Source organism: Streptomyces sp. NPDC004838, from assembly GCF_053600955.1.
Genome location: NZ_JBSGAW010000006.1, coordinates 176,347 through 193,470 on the forward strand (window position 1 = coordinate 176,347; position 17,124 = coordinate 193,470).

A 17,124-nucleotide genomic window follows, 5' to 3' on the forward strand; every position below is an offset into this window, starting at 1 on the left:
CACCTCACGCCCGGATGGCGGGGACCGGCCCGCGCACGGGAACGACGGGGGTGTCGGGTGGTCTATGAGCAGGTGGGGCGGTACATCGGCCGGCCCGGCCCCGAGGAGGCGCTCCGCGCCCTCCAGCGGCCCGACGCGGAACGTCCCGTGGTGGTCGTCCGTGGCGTGACCGGGCTCGGGAAGTCCCTGCTGCTGCGGCAGACGAGATCCACCGCGTCCTGTCCCGTTCACCTGATCGATCTGGACGAGATCGTCCGCAGGCATCCGGTGGGCGAGCTCGCCGAGCATCTGTCCGGCGCCCTCGCGCAGGCGCTGGCGTCGGGCAGCCGTTTCGGGGCGTGGCGTCTGTGGCGGTACCGCCGGGCACTCGGCCGGGGCCGGTCCGGGACCAGGGTGAACGTCGTCCTACGCGCGAGCCGCGGCGGATCGGTGTCCCACAATGTGACGACGGTGAACGCCGGGCGGGAACCGGTGGCCCCGGACGCGCTGGCGGCGGCGCTGCTCCGGATCGCGCGGCGCACCCGGCGGCGTACGCGTCTGGTGATGGTCGACGGGTGTGAATGGCTGCGGTTCCGGGAGACTCCCGTGGCCGAGGACCGCTCGCGCGGTGCCGACGCCGCGACCTGGTTCACCGACGACGTACTGCCCGCTCTCCTGGACGCCGCACCGCATCTGCGCTTCGCGCTGGCGTCCGGTGAGGAACTGCCCGTCGACCGCGCTCCGTCCACCGAGGTCGTGCTGCACGCATGGCACGCGCGCGAGACCTCCGCCTTCCTGGAGTCGTGCGGTCTCGGCACGCCCGAGGTGGCCGAGGCGGTGCACCGCTCCTGCCGGGGCGTGCCCGTCTGGGTGGCGGCCGTGGCGGACGAGGCGTCCCGCCGAGGCGCGTCGTCCCCGGTGACCGCCGAATGGGTTCTGGAGCGGGCTCGCACGGCTCCTGTGGAGCAGTGGCTGCCTCGGGAGTTCGAGTCGCGCCTGCCGGACGCCTACCGCGAGATCCTGCGGGCCGCGGCGGTGCTCAGGGATGTGAGGACCGGTGCGGTGCGAGCGGTCGCCGACTCGGCCGAGCTCCCGCGCGGCTGGGAGCGCCGTCTGCTGGAGTACTCCTTCGTCCGCCGGTACCGGCGCCTGCGGGGCGGCTCCCGGTTCGTCCTCCATCCGCTGCTGCGCATGGCCCTGCTGGCCTCGCTCGCGGAGTCCGACCCCGCTGGTCTGGTGGCGGCCCACCGGCGGGCCGCCGAGTACTACGAGCGGGCGGGGATGCTGCTGGAGGAGTGCTATCACCGGTTCGCGGTCGGGGACGGGTCGACCGCGGACCGGTGGCGGGCCGGACTGCGCACCGCGTACGAGGCGGAGCGGTGGGACGTGGCGCTGCGGTACACCGAGGTCGCGCTCTCGGACGAGACCGTGTCCGCTGTTTCGGCGTCGTTGCCGGAGGTGGCGGCGACGGCCTCGGAGATCTCCGGGCTCATCGCCTGGCGCCAGCAGCGGTACGGCCGTGCGCACAGCCACCTCGGCCGCGCCCTGCTCCTGATCGGCGAACGCGTTGGTGACGGCGAGGGCGCGGCCGCCCGTAGGGCGCTGCTGCTTCCGATGGCCCGCACGGCCGACGCCCTCCGGTTCTACGGAGAGGCCGCGACGCTCTACGCCGAGATCGCGGACGGGGCGACCGCCGCGGGAGAGCCGTCGCCGCTGGCGGATCTGGCGAGAACGGCCGAGTACGCCGGAGACCTGTCGCTGGCCGAGGAGACGTATCGGCGGCTGCTCTCGCCGGCGGCGCGGGCCGGCGATCCGGTCGATCGGGCGATCGCCTGGAACGGACTCGGGCGCGTGAGTCTGGACACGGGATCGACGGCGGAGGCCGTTCTGGCCCATCGACGGGCCCTGGAGCTGGTCGCATCCCTGGGCCGGCCCGATGTGGAGGCCGCGGCCTGGTGCGGCCTCGCGCGCACCGAGCACGGGAACGGCGAGGTCGCCGCGGCGCGGGAGTGCTATCGCAAGGCTCTGGACCTGGGCGTCGAGGCGCGGGACGCCGAACTCCAGGCGGAGGCGTGGAACGGGCTGGGTTACACGGCCTTCGACGAGGGCGAGTTCGACACGGCGCTCGACGCGCACCGTACGGCCCTCGCTCTGTCCACCGCCGTCGGGGACGCGCACGGTGAGGCGGAGGCGTGGCGTGCCGTAGGGAACACCCTGCGTGAGCGGAGCGCTCCCGCGGAGGCCGAGGAGCCGCTGACACGGGCTCTTGAGCTGTACGAGCGGGTCGGGGACCGGCGGGGGCGGGCGTCGGCCCTGTGCGGCCTCGGCCGCGTCACGTCCGATCTCGGCCGCTGGCAGGAGGCGGAGCGGGCGTACGGCGAGGCGCTGGGCGCGGCGAAGAGTTCCGGCGACACCGAGTGCGTCGCCGAGGCGTGGTACGGGCTCGGCCATACGGCCCGTGCGGCCGGCCGGCTCGATGAGGCCGAACGCGACTATCTGCGCTCGCTGAAGCTCTTCGAGGCGACCGGCAGCCCCGGCTGGCAGTCGGACGTCTGGAACGTCCTGGGACACCTGTGGAGAGAGCAGGGCGAGGTGAGCCGGGCACAGGACGCCTATGAAGGCGCGACGACGTTCGCTGTGAGGGCCGGATATCTCGCCGGGGAGGTTCTGGGGCTGGTCGGTCAGGGCCGGGTCGCCGCCCTGCGAGGCGAACTGGACGAGGCGGAGCTGCTGCTCCGGGCGGCGATCGACCGCTGCGGCGACGGCGGATATGTGATGGGCCGGATCGACGCATGGTCCTGGCTGGGGTCGATCGCCCTTGAACGCGGCCGCGCCGGGGCGGCGGAAGAGGCGTATCGGAACATGCTTGAGCTGAGCGCGGAGTGCGGTCCCGAGCAGAAGGTCCGCGCCATCCTCGGGCTGGCGAGCGCCGCCTGGCTGGACGGGGACTGGGAGCGCGCCAGGATCCTGGCCACGGAGTCCCTCGGAATCGGCAGGGAGCTTGAACTGGCCGATGAACTGCGGGTCGACGCCCTGTTGTGCCTCGGCGACACGGCCCTCCGGCTCGGGCACCACGAAGAGGCGTGCGAACGCTCGGCACAGGCCCATGAGCTGGCGCGGCGGGGAGTCGACGCCCGGCTGACCGCCCGAACCGCGCTGTTGTCCGGGCTCGCGCAGACCGCCGTGGGGAACACCGGTGCCGGTCTGGGGCTGCTGGAGAGCGCCTGCGCGTCGGCGCGCCGGTCCGGGGACCGGGTCCTGGAGGCGGAGGCTCTGCTGACGCTCGCCGAGGCGCAGCGTGACGCGGGACAGCTGGCCGAGGCCCGGACCACGGCCCGGCTGATCGACACCGGTGTACTGCACGATCCCCGGATCGTGGCCCAGGTCGGACGGCTCCGTTCCCGGATGACCGTCAGGAACGAGGGAGAGGTGGGCACATGAATCCCAGAGGAGCCGCCGCGGCGTCGGTGCTGCTCGGTGCGGCCGTCGGAGTGGTGACGAACCTGCTCACCGACGAGTGGAGTTGGACGCTGGGAATCGGCTTCGGCGTTCTGGTGTGCGCGCTCGTCGCCGTGGCGATCAAAAGCGCGGCCACGGCTCCCGGCGCCGGGGCGGACACCCCGACCGTGCGCGTGGAAGCCTCGGGCGGGGGGCGGGTGACGGGCAATACGTCGACGGTGAAGCGGCCCGGACGGCTGTGGCTGCGGGCGGCGCGGCGCGGCGTCGTGCGCGGCAACACGACCCGGGCGGGCGAGGGGTCCGCCGAACTGCACGCCGTCGACGGCGAGGTGTCGGACAACGACACGACGATCTCCTGACGCCGCGCACGACCACGACGGGCACGAACCCGGTGGGCAGGTCGGGGCGGGCAGGTCGGGGCGGCGGATGCGCGCTGTGCCGGCCGGGATCAGGGCAGGGCCGGGACGGCGTCGTCCCGGTGCTGCTCGTCCCCCGGGCGTGATGCGCGGACCGGGGTCCGTCCAGACGGCTTCCCACGGGGGATCACGCCGCTCGACGAGCGGTACGGTGGTGGACGTTTCGCACGCGGTCCGGACCGAGGGCGTCGCGGACACCACCATGGAACGGATCCCCCCTCCCGATATGAGCACTCACCGGTACTGGGTCACCCGCGCCGAGACCGACGCCGACATCCCCGCCGTACGGGCCATCGACCTGGCGGCCTTCGAGACTCCGCTGGAGGCGGACCTCGTCGACGCCCTGCGCGCCGACGATGCGTGGATCGAGGGGCTGTCGACGGTCGCGACGGACGAGGACGGCACGATCGTGGGACACGCCCTGCTGACCCGCTGTCATATCGGCGACACGCCGGCCCTCTGTCTGGCTCCCGTCGCCGTACTCCCCCGGTACCAGAGGTCCGGGGCCGGCTCCGCGGCCGTCCGCGCCGCGCTCGGGGCGGCGAAGGACATGGGCGAACACTTTGTCACCGTCCTGGGCCAACCCTCCTATTACCCGCGCTTCGGCTTCGGCCGCGCCTCCGACCACGGCATCCGCCCGCCCGTGGATGTTCCGGACGACGCCATGATGGCTCTCGCCCTCGACGCCGACCACCCGCTGCCCGCGGGCACCATCCGCTACGCGCCGCCGTTCGGTCTCTGACCGTCTCCGTGACGCCGCGGGTCGGCGCGGAGCGGCGGACGGCGGGTGCCGTCCGGGGGACACCGTGGCCGACGGGGACGGTCCGAGCGGGTCCGGCGTGGCCGCTCGAAGGGACCGCCCGGACCGCCGGAGCCGCGGCGGATCCGTGACCGGCCGACGATCGGAGCATCCCTCGACGCTCCCGGATCCGCTCGAAGAGCCATCGAATCCGCCTCTCGGTGACTCTTTCGACAGCGCCCGTCACCCGGAGTGCCGCCCGCACCGGCGCCACGGCCCGGCCCAGCGACCCAGGGCTCTTCGGCCCTCCGGTCATGGCCGTTCGGCCCATAGCCGTTCTCGATGCCATGATCGACCCTGGAGTGGGGACGGCGGTGTCGATGCCGTCGCACGCGAGCGGAGAAATGGGAGTGGTCTGATGAACGGTCCGGTCGTAGTCGGAGTGGACGGCTCGCAGTCGAGTCTTGCCGCGGTGGAGACGGCCGCCCGGGAAGCACGGCTGCGCGGGCGCGGACTGCATGTGGTGCATGCCTTCATCTGGCCCCAGATGCATGTGTCGGTCGGTCCCTCGTCGGTGGGACCGCGCGACGGCGGGCTGCGCAACATCGCCGAGCGGGTGCTCTCGGAGGCCGTGGACCACGCCCGCGCCACCGTTCCGGACGTCGAGGTGACCCAGGACCTCGTCACGGGGGACCCCCTCACCGTGCTGGAGGCCCAGTCGCGCAACGCGTCGCTCATGGTCGTCGGCAGCCGGGGCATGGGCGGCTTCATCGGACTGCTGGTCGGTTCGACGGCCGTGCATCTCGCCGCCTACGGCCGCTGTCCGGTGCTCGTGGTCCGCGGCACGCCCGATCCGTCCGGTCCCATCGTCCTGGCGGTCGACGGTTCCCCCGAGGCGGCCGCCGCCGTCGGGTTCGCGTTCGCGGAGGCGTCACTGCGGGGTGCCGAGCTCGTGGCCCTGCATGTGTGGAACACCTGGACCGAGCGCGGGGACGACGATCCGGGTTATCCGCAGAACCTCGTGGACGGCGTCGACCGGCTCCGGGAGACGGAGGAGCGCGTGCTGGCCGAGGCGCTCTCCGGCTGGACCGACGAGTATCCGGACGTCACCGTGCACCGGCGTCTCGTCCGGGAACGGATCCGCCCGGCGCTGATCGACGCCAGCGAGAGCGCGCAGTTGCTGGTGGTGGGCGCGCGCGGGCGCGGTGGTTTCAAGGGGCTGCTGCTCGGATCGGTCAGCCAGGCCGTACTGCATCACGCGCACTGCCCGGTCGCCGTGGTCCGCGCCGGCCAGGAGTGATCGCCGCCGCCCCCTCGTGCGCGAGGGGGCGGGCTCACGAGCACCGGGCGTCGGACACCTGTTCCCCGGGACGACTTCGGGTACGTCCCACGGGGGACAGCGGGCCGACGCCCGGTGCCGTATCCATGTCCACGGACCGGACAGTGTGAGCGCTCCGGTCGACTCCCCGATCGGTGATTCCTACGATGCGTAGCGAGTTCACCGTACTGAGCGCCGCAGACGCGCTGAGTCGTCATCGGGGGGTATCACATGTCCGGCAATGTCCCGCGGCAGCGGACGGCACACGCCGTCTGGTCCGATTTCTGTGCGGTCGCGCCCAGTCCCGAGCTGCGCGAGCGGCTGAACGAGCAGCTGGCCCGGATCCGGTCCGGGCCCGAGGAGCTGGCCGGGCAGCTCACCGTCGCGCGCGGCCCGCGCCGGATCGGTTTCGACGACGGCACCATCATTCCGCCGGACGAGTTCCCGCTCGGGACCCCGTTCGAGACCATCTCGTCGGCGGCGGCCGACCGGGCTCCCCTGCGCGGGTCGGTACGGGTCGTCGTGGTCCTCGCCGACTTCCCCGACAAGGCGATGACGGCGTCGCGGCAGCACTTCGAGGAGCTGTTCTTCTCGCTCGGCGTGCTGCCGCACGGAAGTGTCCGCGAGTACTTCCGCGAGGTGACGCACGGTCTGGTCGACATCGTCGGCGAGGTCGTCGGACCGCTGCGCCTCCCGCGGACTCTCGCCTGGTACGCCAACGACAACTCCGGCATCGGCAGGCCGAGCGGCACGCCACGGGCGAACATCATGGCCCAGGACGCGGCGCTGGCCTGCGACCCGCTGGTGGACTTCGCGCCGTACGACAACGACGGCAACGGTTTCGTCGACGCCTTCATCGTGGTGCACGCCGGTTCGGGGGGCGAGGCGTCCGGCAGTCCGGGCGACATCTGGTCGCACAAGTGGGTGCTGCCGGCCGTGCACACCGCCGACAAGACGAAGATCTACGCGTATCTGACGATCCCCGAGGACGCCAGGATCGGCGTCTGCGCGCATGAACTGGGGCATCTGGTCTTCGGCTTCCCCGACCTGTACGACACCGACGGAACCTCGGAGGGCATCGGCGACTGGTGTCTGATGGCCGGTGGTTCATGGGGCGGAGGCGGAGACGTCCCGGTGCACCCCTCCGCGTGGTGCAAGGTCAGCCAGGGGTGGGCCTCGTCGACCGTGGTGACCTCCGGCGGTCCGATCTCGTTCGAGGATGTGAAGACCTCCCACACGGTCCACCGGCTCTGGAAGGACGGGACCGGCGGATCCGAGTACTTCCTTCTGGAGAACCGGCAGAAGACCGGATACGACGTCTCACTGCCGACCGGCGGGCTCCTGATCTGGCACATCGACGAGAGCCGGCCGGGCAACTCCGACGAGAACCGCTACAAGGTCGGGCTGGTGCAGGCCGACGGCCGACGGGACCTGGAGCGGTCACGCAACCGCGGCGACGCCGGGGACCCCTATCCGGGCGACACCGGGAACACCTCGCTGACGGGCTCGACCTCTCCGAACTCGAAGTCCTATGCGGGCGTGGACACCTGTGTCTCCGTCACGGACGTCTCCGCTCCGGCGGCGACCATGACGGCGACGGTCGCCGTCTCCTGAGTCGGGCGGCCGATCTAGGTGCCATAAACACCGGGAACGCGGCCGCGAGCCCGCACGGCGCGGATCGGTGCCACCGCCGCCGGTCCGTGCCGGGACGCGGGTACGCCAGGCCGGCGGGACGCGGGCACGCCAGGCCGGTGAGCAGGCATGCTACGAGGCCGGCCGGTGCCCGCGAGCCCGTTCGCACCGGACGTACACGGCCCGGCCCGCCTGGCCGATCGGCCGTCGCCACAGGTCGGCCCCCGGGTGGAGCCGGTCGTACGCCGTGAACCGGCGGCGGGCATCGCCGCCGGTTGCGGAAGGCCGCCGCCGAACGCGGCACCGGCCGTCACGGCCGCGTCCGACCTGCGGCGGACAGCTCACGCCTCCCCCGGCGGCCGAGCCCCCGTGCCGTGCCCCGCGGCCCCCGCGCCGTGGCCCGCGCCGATAACGGCCAACGCCTCGTGGAGCGCCTGCCGTTGCTCCTGCGACATTCGGCCGAAGAACGCGACCAGCGCGGCGGCCGGTCTGTCGCTCCGTGCCCAGGCTTCGTTCATCAGCGTCGCCGCGTAGTCGGCCCGCGTGGAGACCGCTGTGTAGCGGTAGGCGCGGCCGTCGAGTTCTCTGCTGAGCCAGCCCTTCCGATATACCTTGTGCATCACCGTCATCACCGTGGTGTAGGCGATTGAACGTTCCTGCTGAAGTTCTTCCAGGATTTCCCGGACCGTCACGGATCGGTTCAATCGCCACACGCGTGTCATGACCGCGTCTTCGAGCTCTCCTAATTGCGCTTTCACAGGAACCACACTAGGGACACGCCGGGATCGGCCCAAGTCAGCGTCGATGCTGATCACGCTGGCCGCCTCGTCCCGCAAGGCTCCGGCCCTCCGGCCGTCGATGCCCGCTCGGAGCAGGGAGGAAGGGCATCCGGCCCCATATCGTCCGGGCCTCTCGTGCGGCAGAATTCGCCGCGTGCCACCCCCCGTGCCGTTCGCCGCCGCATCTCGGGAGTGCTCTCATGGACCTCTACGATCGCCCGCTCTTCGAACTCGATCCCAACACCGACCCGGTCGAAGAAGCGCGACGGCTTCATGCACAAGGCCCGCTGATCCCGGTCCGGTTGCCCGGCGGCGTACCGGCCTGGGCCGCCACCGACCACGCCACGGCCCAGCTGGTCCTCGGCCATGAGGACCTGACCAAGGACCCCGCGTACTGGCCGGCCCTGGCCGATGGCCGGATACCCGACGACTGGGAGTTGATCGCCGTCATACGCGGTGCCGCCATGCTCCATCAGGGCGGAGAGGACCACCGGCGGCTCCGCCGGCTGGCCGCCTCCGCCTTCAGCCGTGCTCCCGTGACCGCCCTCGGTTCCCGGATCGAGGAGATCGTCGCCGAGCTGCTGGACGCCGTGGACCGCGCCGGAGCCGAAGGGCCGGTCGATCTGCGCGAGCACTTCGCCCTCCTGCTGCCCATACGGGTGATCTGCGAGGTTCTCGGAGTGCCGGACGGCACGGTGCTGGATCTGCGCGAATCCTTCGATGTCCTGGTGACGTCCCAGGACAGCGCGTCGAAGGAACCGGTCGGAGACATCCGGGTGGCGGTGGCGGACATCCTCGGCTCCCTGACGGCTCTCATCGCCGACAAGCGCGAGAACCCCGGCGACGATCTCGCCACCGCGTTGATCCAGGCGCGCGAGGACGGTGACCGGCTCAGCGAGCAGGAGTTGATCGAGACCGTGTTCCTGCTGCTCATCGCCGGACACGAGACCACGGCCAATCTGATCTGCAATGTGGTGCACGCCATTCTGCGCGATCCCGTCGCCACGGCTGCGGTACGGGACGCGGAGGGCGCCCGGCCGTGGGGCGACATCGTCGACGAAGGGCTCCGCTTCTCCCCGCCGATCCGGCACGCCCTGATGAGATACGCGCTCAGGGACACGAGCATCGCCGGCGTCGACATCGCCAAGGGCGAGCCGGTCCTCGCCTGCCTCTTCGCGGTGGGCCGCGACACCCGGCAGCAGCAGGCCCCCGACACCTTCGACTTCACGAGCCCCACACGCCGCGACCATCTCGCCTTCGGCTACGGAGCGCACTACTGCCTCGGGGCCCGTCTGGCCAAGCTGGAGACGGAGATCGCGCTGGCCGCGCTCTTCACCCGCTATCCCAACCTGGCGCTGGCCGGGGAACCGGATCCGCTGGTCTCCATACCGCTCCAGGGATACCGGGCCATGCCCGTCCACCTGGGCTCCGCTCAGCGCGTCGGCTGAGGCGGGGGGGGCCGGACCACGGCGCGGGCGTCGTGGTCCGGTTCCCGGCGCAGGGCGTCGAGAGGGGGCTACCGCCGCCCGCCCAGGAGCCTGCGCCACCAGGGCCTGCGGGGTGCGGTCGCGGCGGACGCCGCCGGCGCGGCGGGCGCGGCGGCGGGAAGCGGCTGGGCCGCCGGAGCCGTCCGCGGGACGCCGTTCATCGGTGCCGCCGCGCCGCTGTCGGCGGTCACCCGCGGGAATCGCACGGGCAGGGCGTCCAGACGGCTGGACATCCACGAGGTGGTCACGCTCAACTCCGCCTCGGAGACGGCGAGCTGCATATCGGGCAGCCGGGCGAGCAGGGTGTCGATGCTGGTGTCCGCGATGGCCCGCCCGATGTCCGTGCCGGGGCATTCGTGGGGTCCCCCGCCGAAGGAGAGGTGCGAACGGTTGCCGTGCATCGGGGCCTTGAGGTCGGGGCGGATCTCCGGGTCGTAGTTGCCGGCGGAGAGACCCAGCATCACCATGTCCCCGGCCCGGATCTTCTGTCCGCCGAGGACCGTGTCGCCCGTCGCCCAGCGGTTCGGTGTCAGCAGAAGCGGCGGGTGGTTCCAGAGCACCTGGTCCAGCGCGTCGGGCAGCGTCATCTGGCCACCGGACAGATTGCCGCGGAATCGGGGATCCGTCAGCACCATGCGGAGGGTGTAGGCGAGGAGATTGACGGTGGTCTCGTTGGCCGAGGTGAGCGTGACCCGCAGGTGCTCGCAGACCTCGTCCTCGGTCAGCGCCGACTCGTGCGCGAGGAGCGAGCTGATGAAGTCCTTGCCGGGCTCGTCCTTCTTCTGCTTCACCACCTCACGCACGGTGTCCATGACGTAGTCGTTGCTCTGCAGGGACGTCGGGGTGCCCTGGACCATGTCACGCACGGCCGCCCCGAGCGGAATCCCGTACTCCTCGGGGATCCCGAACAGATGGGCGAGGACCAGGACGGGCAGCTTCTCCGCGAAGTCGGCCACCAGATCGACCTCGCCCCGCGCGATGAATCCGTCGATCAGCCGGTGCGTGTAGCGGACGGTCTGGCGGCGCACTCCATGGCGGTTGAACTGCGCCAGTCCGTCGGTGATAGCGCTGCGCAGCCGCGCGTGCTCCTCCCCGTCGGCGAAGACCAGCAGCGGCTGCCAGGTGGTGATGGGGAGCAGGGGCGAATCGGCCGACAGCCGCCCCTCCTTCAGCACGTTCCAGTTCCGGGAGTCGTTGGTGAACAGCGAGGGCGTACGCATCGCCTCCAGATTCTCCCGGTGACCGAGGACCAGCCAGGCGGGAACGTCTCCGGGAAGCAGTACGGGCGCGACGCGGCCGTGTTCGCGGCGCAGCTTCTCGTACAGGGTCTCCGGCGAGCCCTCGGCCTCGGGACCGTACACCCGCCGCGGTCCGACCCCTCCGTGAGCGTGCGCGGGGCACTCCGGAGGCGGTACGGGCGCGGATGAGGAGCCGGTCGAGTCTGGGTGCGGGGTGGTCACGATGCCTCCGAGGAACAACGGCGTACAGGACGGCGGTGAAGCCGGGATGCGAAGAAGGATCAGCCCGCCTCCCGCCGAGCCCATGATCGTCGACAGTGCCTCCGTGCCGGACGCCCGGGGTGCGGCGTTGGTTCACTGTGCGCCGCCGGGCTTCTCAGGGGTCATGGAATGACGGGTCCGGGTATGGGCAGACGTCTCCTCGCACAGGGAGCTGAGATTGCACAGCGCCCGCAGCATATCTCCGTGGCGATCCTCACACATACGTGGATTCGCAAGGAACTTGCGGTTCCTGACGAGCACTTGGGGCACCCAAGCCGACTCATCACCAATGGACGGAAATCGCCATATAGATGGACAGCGACTGCCCGCCGCCTTCACTCAGCACCGAAATCGACCCAGACGCGGAGCTATGCACCTCGCCGTGTCGGTGGTGAACTCATAGGCGAAGAACAGCACTTGACGCAGCGTTCGGCACCTACGAGGAGGTCAGCCGCCTGCCGGCCAGCGCAGGCGCACTCGCGCCGCCCGGCTTCCGGTGGTGTGATCACTTCGACAACTGGACCGTACAGTGCGCCGCACCGAAGGGTGCGGCGCACTGTCGAGAAGTAAGGGATTGCTCGTGGCAGTTGAGTTGCAGTCGGCCGATCTGAAGTCCATCCCCCGCGTTCCGGGAGCTGTGCCGCTTATCGGACATGCCCTGAAGATCTGGCGAGACCCTCTGGAATTCCTGAAGTCCCTGCCCGCGTACGGAGATCTGGTCAGGCTCGACCTGGGCACGCTGCCGGTGTACGTCGTCACCTCGGCCGAACTCGCCTACCAGGTCTTGGCGACGAAGTCACGCAGCTTCGAGAAGGGCCGGTTCTTCGACCGGGTGCGTCCCTTCGCGGGGAACGGTCTCGCCAATTCCGACGGGGAGTTCCACCGCAAGCACCGCCGGCTGATCCAGCCGATGTTCTCCAAGGATCGAATAGCGCAGTACTCCGAGATCATGGGCCGCAAGGCGACCGCCATGGTGGAGTCCTGGAAGCCGGGGGACGTGGTCGAGGTACAGAAGGAGGTGACCACCTACGGCGTGGAGACGCTGGCGGAGACGCTGTTCTCCACCGGTGTCGACAAATCGCTGGTGGACGCGATACATCAGAACCTGCCAGTCCTGATGAAGAACATGCTGCTGCGGGCGGCGTCCCCCAAGATCCTCGACCGGGTGCCCGTGCGTCCCAACCGGGAGTTCGACATCGCGTCGGCGAATCTCCGCAAGGTTATCGACGATGTCATCCTGGCCTCCCGTGCCTCCGGGAGCGCCGACCGGCAGGACCTTCTGACCCTGCTGCTCGCCGCGCAGGACCCCGAGAGCGGGGAAGGGCTCACCGACACCGAGGTCAGGGACGAGCTGACCATCATCCTCTACGCCGGAGTCGAGACGACGGCGGCCACGATCTCCTGGGCCGTCCATCATCTGGCCGGTCATCCGGAGGCGGAGGAGAAGCTGATCGCGGAGATCGACGAGGTGGTCGGCGACCGGCCGGTCACCATCGAGGACGTGCCCCGCCTGCCGACGGTGCGCCGCGTGCTGGACGAGGTGATCCGGCTGCACGGCGTCACCCTGCTGATGCGCCGCGCCACGGAACCGGTGGAACTGGGCGGCTATCTGATGCCCACCGGCACCGAGATCGCGTTCAGCATGTACGCCCTTCACCGCGACGGCCGCCTGTACGCGAACCCCGACGCCTTCGATCCGGACCGCTGGCTGCCGGAGCGTCAGAAGGCCGCCGGGCTGGAGCGCGAGCACTACATCCCGTTCGGGGCGGGAAGTCACAAGTGCATCGGGGACATCTACGCGTACACGGAGGCGACCATCGCCCTCGTGACGCTGCTCGCCAAGTGGCGGCTGGTCCCCGCCGCCGGGCACACGCCCAGCGAGATGCCCTCGACGGTGCCGGTCGCGGACCGCGTCTCCATGGTGGTCCAGCCGCGCCGGGCGTGATCCGGGTCCCGTTCCGGCCGTAGGACCGCCCCATGCGTGACGACCGGACGTCCCGTCCAGGCCGACCGGCGGGGCGGAACCCGGTCGCGCGGTCCTGACGGGAGCGAGGGCCTCCCGGCCCGCCGCGGATCGCCGGATCCCGGCGCCGCCGGCCGGAAGGCCCTCGTGCCCCACCGTGGTTCGCCCCCGACCGGGACCGGGCGCGGCCCACCGTGATGTTCGGGGCTCGCCCGCGCGTCGCACGGCGGACCGCCGGCGCCGGTGATCCGGAAGGTCGGACCGCCGGTGCCGGTGCGGGTTACCGTTCCTCAGTCGGCGGCCGGCTCCACGGGGATCCACAGCTCCGCCTCGGCTTCCGTGCCGTCCGGGGACAGCCGGGTCCGCAGGATCTCGGGGCCGGGCCTGCTCCGGTACGGATTGGCGGGGAACCACTGGGTGAAGACGTCCCGCCACAGGTACTGAAGGGTGTGGGGGAACGGTCCGGAACTCTCGAAGACCGCCCAGGTACCGGCCGGAACACCGAGGGTCTCCATGTCCTCGGGCGCGGCGGCCGTGGTCACCACGCCGTGCAGATAGTCCATTTCGGTGCCCTCCGCGCGGCTGGGGTCGATGTTCTCGCTCACCCCGACGATGCCCTGCGGCTCCTGGTCGGACAGGTCCTCCAGCCGGGCGAGGGTCTCCCGGCCGATGCCCCGGATGAACTCGACCAGGGCCGGGTTCATGCCCTCGTGCACGATGGGCACGCGCGTCCTTCTGCCGACGACGCGGAACGCTTCCTTCTCGGCGACCCGATATCGCATGCTGCTGCTCCCTTCGACGATGAGACGGAAGGACATCCGAGGCTGGGAACGCAGGACCGCGCCGGTCCGTCTGGCCTCGCCCGGACCGACGCCGTGCACGGCCCGGAACGCCCGCGCGAACGCCTCGGCCGAGCCGTAGCCGTACCGCACGGCGATGTCCAGGAGCGTCCGCCGCCCGGCGATCACCTCGGCGCCGGCGACGGTGAGACGTCTGCGCCTGATGTACTCGGACAGCCCGATCCCCGCGAGCGCGGAGAACAGCCGCCGGAAGTGGTACTCCGACGTCATCGCGATCCGCGCGAGTTCGGCGACCTCGATCCGATCGCCGAGGCGCGTCTCGATGTGCTCCATGGCCTGGTTGAGCCGATCCAGCATCCCCGTCCCTTCCTTCCGGTCACTCACCCTAGGAAGGTTCCGTGCCGCCGGACCCGACACTCCGTGCCCGGTCCGGTCGGGTGGGCGCTCGGGTGCCGCGGCCGGTGTGCGGGGTCAGCTGCCGGGGGGTGGCGCCGGTGCGGTCGGGGCCGTGGTGCGGTCGTCGTTGAAGATGCCCCCGGAGCCGGCGGGCGCGGAGTTGAGGACCCAGAGTCCGGCCAGCGTGGCGAGGGTGAAGACCACGGCGACCAGGAGCGAGAGGATCAGCCGCCGCTTCCGTTCGCGGCGACGCCACTGGCCGCGCGCGGTCCGGTACGCGTCGGGGGCGGCGTGCACCTGGCCCGCCAGCGCCTCCATGGCCTCGCGCAATCGCTCCTCGGTGCCGGGCCCGTGCACCGGCTGGGTGTCCTGGCTGTTCATCGGCGGTTCTCCATCACCTGGGTCAGTGCGGCGATACCGCGTGCGGTGTGGGTCTTGACCGAGCCGGTCGAGATCCCCATGGCCTTGGCTATCTCGCCCTCCTTGAGTCCCATCCAGTGGCGCAGCACGAGCGCTTCGCGCTGCCGGGGCGGGAGTTGCTGAAGTGCTCCGATCAGCGCCTGCTGGTCGTCGTGGAGCAGAGCCGTGTACTCGGCCGAGGCCACCGGGTCGGCCGGGGGCGCCTCGGTGTGCTTGCGGACGATCTGGAGGTGGCGTATCCGCATCCGGGTCAGATTGCAGACGACGGAACGGAGATACGACTCGGCGCGGTCGGCGTCCCGCAGCCTGCGCCACTTGCGGTAGATCTCGTAGTACGCCTCGGCCACGATGTTCTCCGGATCGTCGGCCCCCAGCAGGGCGGCGAGGCGGAGCATCGAGGTGTAGTGCAGTTCGAAGAGCCGGGCGAGGGCGGCCTCCCGTTCCTGTTCGGCGGGGTCGGTGACCGCCCCGGCCCGCCGGCCGGCGGGCCCTCGGCCGTCCTCCCGCGGCCCGCGCGACTGCTCGGGAACGCGTCCGGTGTCCTTGGGATGGCCGCGGCCGTCGCCCTCGTCCGCGGGCTCCTCGGGCGGGGCGAACAGGGTGCGGGGGGCGCGTGGGGTCCGTCTCATGGCGAACTCGTTCCCGTCTCGGGGCGGGGCTGGACTGTGGAGCGGGTGGACAGCGGAGTGGCGTCCGGTCCTCGCGGCACACCTCGCCATCGCAGCAGGACGGTGCCCAGGGCGGCCACGGCCAGATTGAGGAGGAGGGCCGCCAGACCGGCGTAGATCTCCAGGGAGAAACCGCTCGGGCCGAACGGTACGACGGGTGAGAAGCCTTCCCGGACGACCACGACCGTACCGAATCCCATCCCCGCGGCCCACCCCGCGAGCAAGGCGCGCGCGTGCAGCCAGCGGGTGTAGAGGCCGACGGCGACGGCGGGGAAGATCTGGAGGATCCAGACGCCGCCGAGCAGTTGGAGGTTGATGGCCGCCTGGTCGCGCAGCCCGAAGACGAAGGCGATCGCGCCGACCTTCGCGGTGAGGGAGACCGCTTTGGCGATGCGTACCTGGCGTTTGGGGGTGGCGGTGGGATGGACGTACTCGACGTACACATTCCGTACGAACGAGGTGGCCGCCGCTACCGACATCACCGCAGCCGGTACCAGCGCCCCCACGGTGATCGCGCCGAAGACGAGCCCCGCCATCGGCGCGGGCATCAACCGGTCCACCAGCATCGGGACGGCGGATTCGGCGGCGCCGACGGGGGTGCGCACTCCGGCGGCGACGGCGGCGATCCCGAGGAGCCCGAACAGCGCGAGCACGGCCGTCCACGCGGGCAGCCCCACGCAGACCTTGCGCAGGGTGGCGGGCCCGGAGGCGGCGAAGGCGACGGTGAGCACATGCGGGTACATCAGCAGGGCGAGCGCGGAGCCGAGCGCGAGGGTGGCGAAGGCGGGCTGCTGGTCGGCGGTGAGCAGGAGGGCCGCCTCTCCCCCGCCCTGGGCCGCCAGCCGTCCGGCGGCGTCATCGAAGACCCGGCCCGGTCCGCCGAAGGTGTCGAGGACCAGCCAGACCATGGCGAGCACGGAGGCGAAGACCGCCGCGCCCTTGAAGCCGGAGATGACGGTCGGGGCGCGCAGCCCGTGCCGGTAGGTGGCGACGGCCAGTCCGGCGAACAGCACGATCATCGCCAGATCGCTGGTGGCGGCGGCGGACGGGTTGAGACCTCCCGCTTCCAACACGGCCCGGATGCCCAGCAGTTGGAGCGCCAGATACGGCATGGTCGCGAGGATGCCGGTGAGGGCGACGGCGAGCGCGAGCGGCGGTGAGCCGTACCGGCCGCGGACGAAGTCGGCCACGGTGACATAGCCGCCCGCCTTGGCGACGGACCAGAGCCGGGGCAGCAGGACGAAGGCCATCGGGCAGACGATCACGGTGTACGGGACGGCGAAGAAGGCGAGCGCGCCGTTGCCGTACGCGAGTCCGGGCACCGCGGTGAAGGTGTACGCCGTGAAGATCGTGCCGCCGAGCAGCAGCCAGGTCCATCCGGCGCCCAGGCCGCGGTCGGCGAGCGCCCAGCCGTCCAGCGACGGCAGCGACTCGGTGGTGTGGAAGCGTCTCGCCGTCACGGCCAGCAGCGAGGCCGCGCCGATGACGGCGAGGAACGCCGCCGCTACGGCACCTTCGTTCATCGGTCACCGTCCGTGCTGCGTACTGCGCGCTGTGCGTCCGATGCGA

The 17,124-nt window shown here is 71.4% G+C and carries 13 protein-coding genes; 7 read left to right on the forward strand and 6 right to left on the reverse strand.

The window, feature by feature from the left end; all coding sequences use genetic code 11:
- The first annotated feature begins 57 nt into the window (after window positions 1-57).
- From ACWEFL_RS09620 to ACWEFL_RS09640, 5 genes are all read left to right on the forward strand, one after another.
- Entirely contained in the window at window positions 58-3,420 is a 3,363-nt protein-coding gene (locus tag ACWEFL_RS09620; RefSeq protein ID WP_451709863.1) for a tetratricopeptide repeat protein, read from the forward strand.
- A complete protein-coding gene (locus ACWEFL_RS09625; protein ID WP_451709865.1) occupies window positions 3,417-3,797 on the forward strand; it encodes a hypothetical protein in 381 nt (126 codons plus the stop codon). Before ACWEFL_RS09620 ends, ACWEFL_RS09625 begins: the two co-directional genes overlap by 4 nt.
- 283 nt (window positions 3,798-4,080) lie before the next feature.
- Window positions 4,081-4,596 carry a GNAT family N-acetyltransferase gene (locus ACWEFL_RS09630; protein WP_451709867.1) on the forward strand — a complete coding sequence of 172 codons (516 nt, stop codon included), beginning with the start codon at window positions 4,081-4,083 and terminating at the stop codon, window positions 4,594-4,596.
- Between the two features lie 415 nt (window positions 4,597-5,011).
- Entirely contained in the window at window positions 5,012-5,893 is an 882-nt protein-coding gene (locus ACWEFL_RS09635; protein ID WP_451709869.1) for a universal stress protein, read from the forward strand.
- Window positions 5,894-6,142: 249 nt separating this feature from the next.
- The gene (locus tag ACWEFL_RS09640; protein ID WP_451709872.1) at window positions 6,143-7,525 is read left to right on the forward strand and encodes a M6 family metalloprotease domain-containing protein; all 1,383 of its coding nucleotides are present in this window, start codon (window positions 6,143-6,145) and stop codon (window positions 7,523-7,525) included.
- Window positions 7,526-7,884: 359 nt separating this feature from the next.
- Here ACWEFL_RS09640 and ACWEFL_RS09645 read toward each other — a convergent pair whose 3' ends face one another.
- A complete protein-coding gene (locus tag ACWEFL_RS09645; RefSeq protein ID WP_451710028.1) occupies window positions 7,885-8,301 on the reverse strand; it encodes a BlaI/MecI/CopY family transcriptional regulator in 417 nt (138 codons plus the stop codon).
- Window positions 8,302-8,522: 221 nt separating this feature from the next.
- Between ACWEFL_RS09645 and ACWEFL_RS09650 the strand changes: the two genes are divergently transcribed.
- The gene (locus tag ACWEFL_RS09650; protein WP_451709874.1) at window positions 8,523-9,770 is read left to right on the forward strand and encodes a cytochrome P450 family protein; all 1,248 of its coding nucleotides are present in this window, start codon (window positions 8,523-8,525) and stop codon (window positions 9,768-9,770) included.
- A gap of 68 nt (window positions 9,771-9,838) precedes the next feature.
- Here the strand turns inward: ACWEFL_RS09650 and ACWEFL_RS09655 are convergent, their stop codons facing one another.
- Window positions 9,839-11,269 carry a cytochrome P450 gene (locus ACWEFL_RS09655; protein ID WP_451709877.1) on the reverse strand — a complete coding sequence of 477 codons (1,431 nt, stop codon included), beginning with the start codon at window positions 11,267-11,269 and terminating at the stop codon, window positions 9,839-9,841.
- Window positions 11,270-11,888: 619 nt separating this feature from the next.
- Here ACWEFL_RS09655 and ACWEFL_RS09660 point away from each other — a divergent pair.
- Window positions 11,889-13,253, forward strand: a complete 1,365-nt coding sequence (locus tag ACWEFL_RS09660) for a cytochrome P450 (protein ID WP_451709880.1) — start codon at window positions 11,889-11,891, stop codon at window positions 13,251-13,253.
- Between the two features lie 308 nt (window positions 13,254-13,561).
- On the opposite strand, the gene ACWEFL_RS09665 is transcribed toward ACWEFL_RS09660, so the two are convergent.
- From ACWEFL_RS09665 to ACWEFL_RS09680, 4 genes are all read right to left on the reverse strand, one after another.
- The gene (locus ACWEFL_RS09665) at window positions 13,562-14,428 is read right to left on the reverse strand and encodes a GyrI-like domain-containing protein (protein ID WP_451709881.1); all 867 of its coding nucleotides are present in this window, start codon (window positions 14,426-14,428) and stop codon (window positions 13,562-13,564) included.
- Window positions 14,429-14,542: 114 nt separating this feature from the next.
- The gene (locus ACWEFL_RS09670; protein ID WP_451709882.1) at window positions 14,543-14,848 is read right to left on the reverse strand and encodes a hypothetical protein; all 306 of its coding nucleotides are present in this window, start codon (window positions 14,846-14,848) and stop codon (window positions 14,543-14,545) included.
- Window positions 14,845-15,516 (reverse strand): sigma-70 family RNA polymerase sigma factor, encoded by a 672-nt coding sequence (locus ACWEFL_RS09675; protein WP_451709884.1) that lies wholly within the window; start codon window positions 15,514-15,516, stop codon window positions 14,845-14,847. The genes ACWEFL_RS09670 and ACWEFL_RS09675 overlap by 4 nt, the downstream gene beginning before the upstream one ends.
- Window positions 15,513-17,078: a sodium:solute symporter family protein gene (locus tag ACWEFL_RS09680; RefSeq protein WP_451709886.1), complete on the reverse strand. Its 1,566-nt coding sequence runs from the start codon at window positions 17,076-17,078 to the stop codon at window positions 15,513-15,515. Before ACWEFL_RS09680 ends, ACWEFL_RS09675 begins: the two co-directional genes overlap by 4 nt.
- Between the last annotated feature and the right edge of the window lie 46 nt (window positions 17,079-17,124).

Coding starts and splice junctions, on each gene's coding strand:
- ACWEFL_RS09625 (WP_451709865.1), top strand. CDS start 3,417: ATGAATCCCAGAGGAGCCGCCGCGGCGTCGGTGCTGCTCGGTGCGGCC.
- ACWEFL_RS09630 (WP_451709867.1), top strand. CDS start 4,081: ATGAGCACTCACCGGTACTGGGTCACCCGCGCCGAGACCGACGCCGAC.
- ACWEFL_RS09635 (WP_451709869.1), top strand. CDS start 5,012: ATGAACGGTCCGGTCGTAGTCGGAGTGGACGGCTCGCAGTCGAGTCTT.
- ACWEFL_RS09640 (WP_451709872.1), top strand. CDS start 6,143: ATGTCCGGCAATGTCCCGCGGCAGCGGACGGCACACGCCGTCTGGTCC.
- ACWEFL_RS09650 (WP_451709874.1), top strand. CDS start 8,523: ATGGACCTCTACGATCGCCCGCTCTTCGAACTCGATCCCAACACCGAC.
- ACWEFL_RS09665 (WP_451709881.1), bottom strand. CDS start 14,428: ATGCTGGATCGGCTCAACCAGGCCATGGAGCACATCGAGACGCGCCTC.
- ACWEFL_RS09670 (WP_451709882.1), bottom strand. CDS start 14,848: ATGAACAGCCAGGACACCCAGCCGGTGCACGGGCCCGGCACCGAGGAG.
- ACWEFL_RS09675 (WP_451709884.1), bottom strand. CDS start 15,516: ATGAGACGGACCCCACGCGCCCCCCGCACCCTGTTCGCCCCGCCCGAG.
- ACWEFL_RS09680 (WP_451709886.1), bottom strand. CDS start 17,078: ATGAACGAAGGTGCCGTAGCGGCGGCGTTCCTCGCCGTCATCGGCGCG.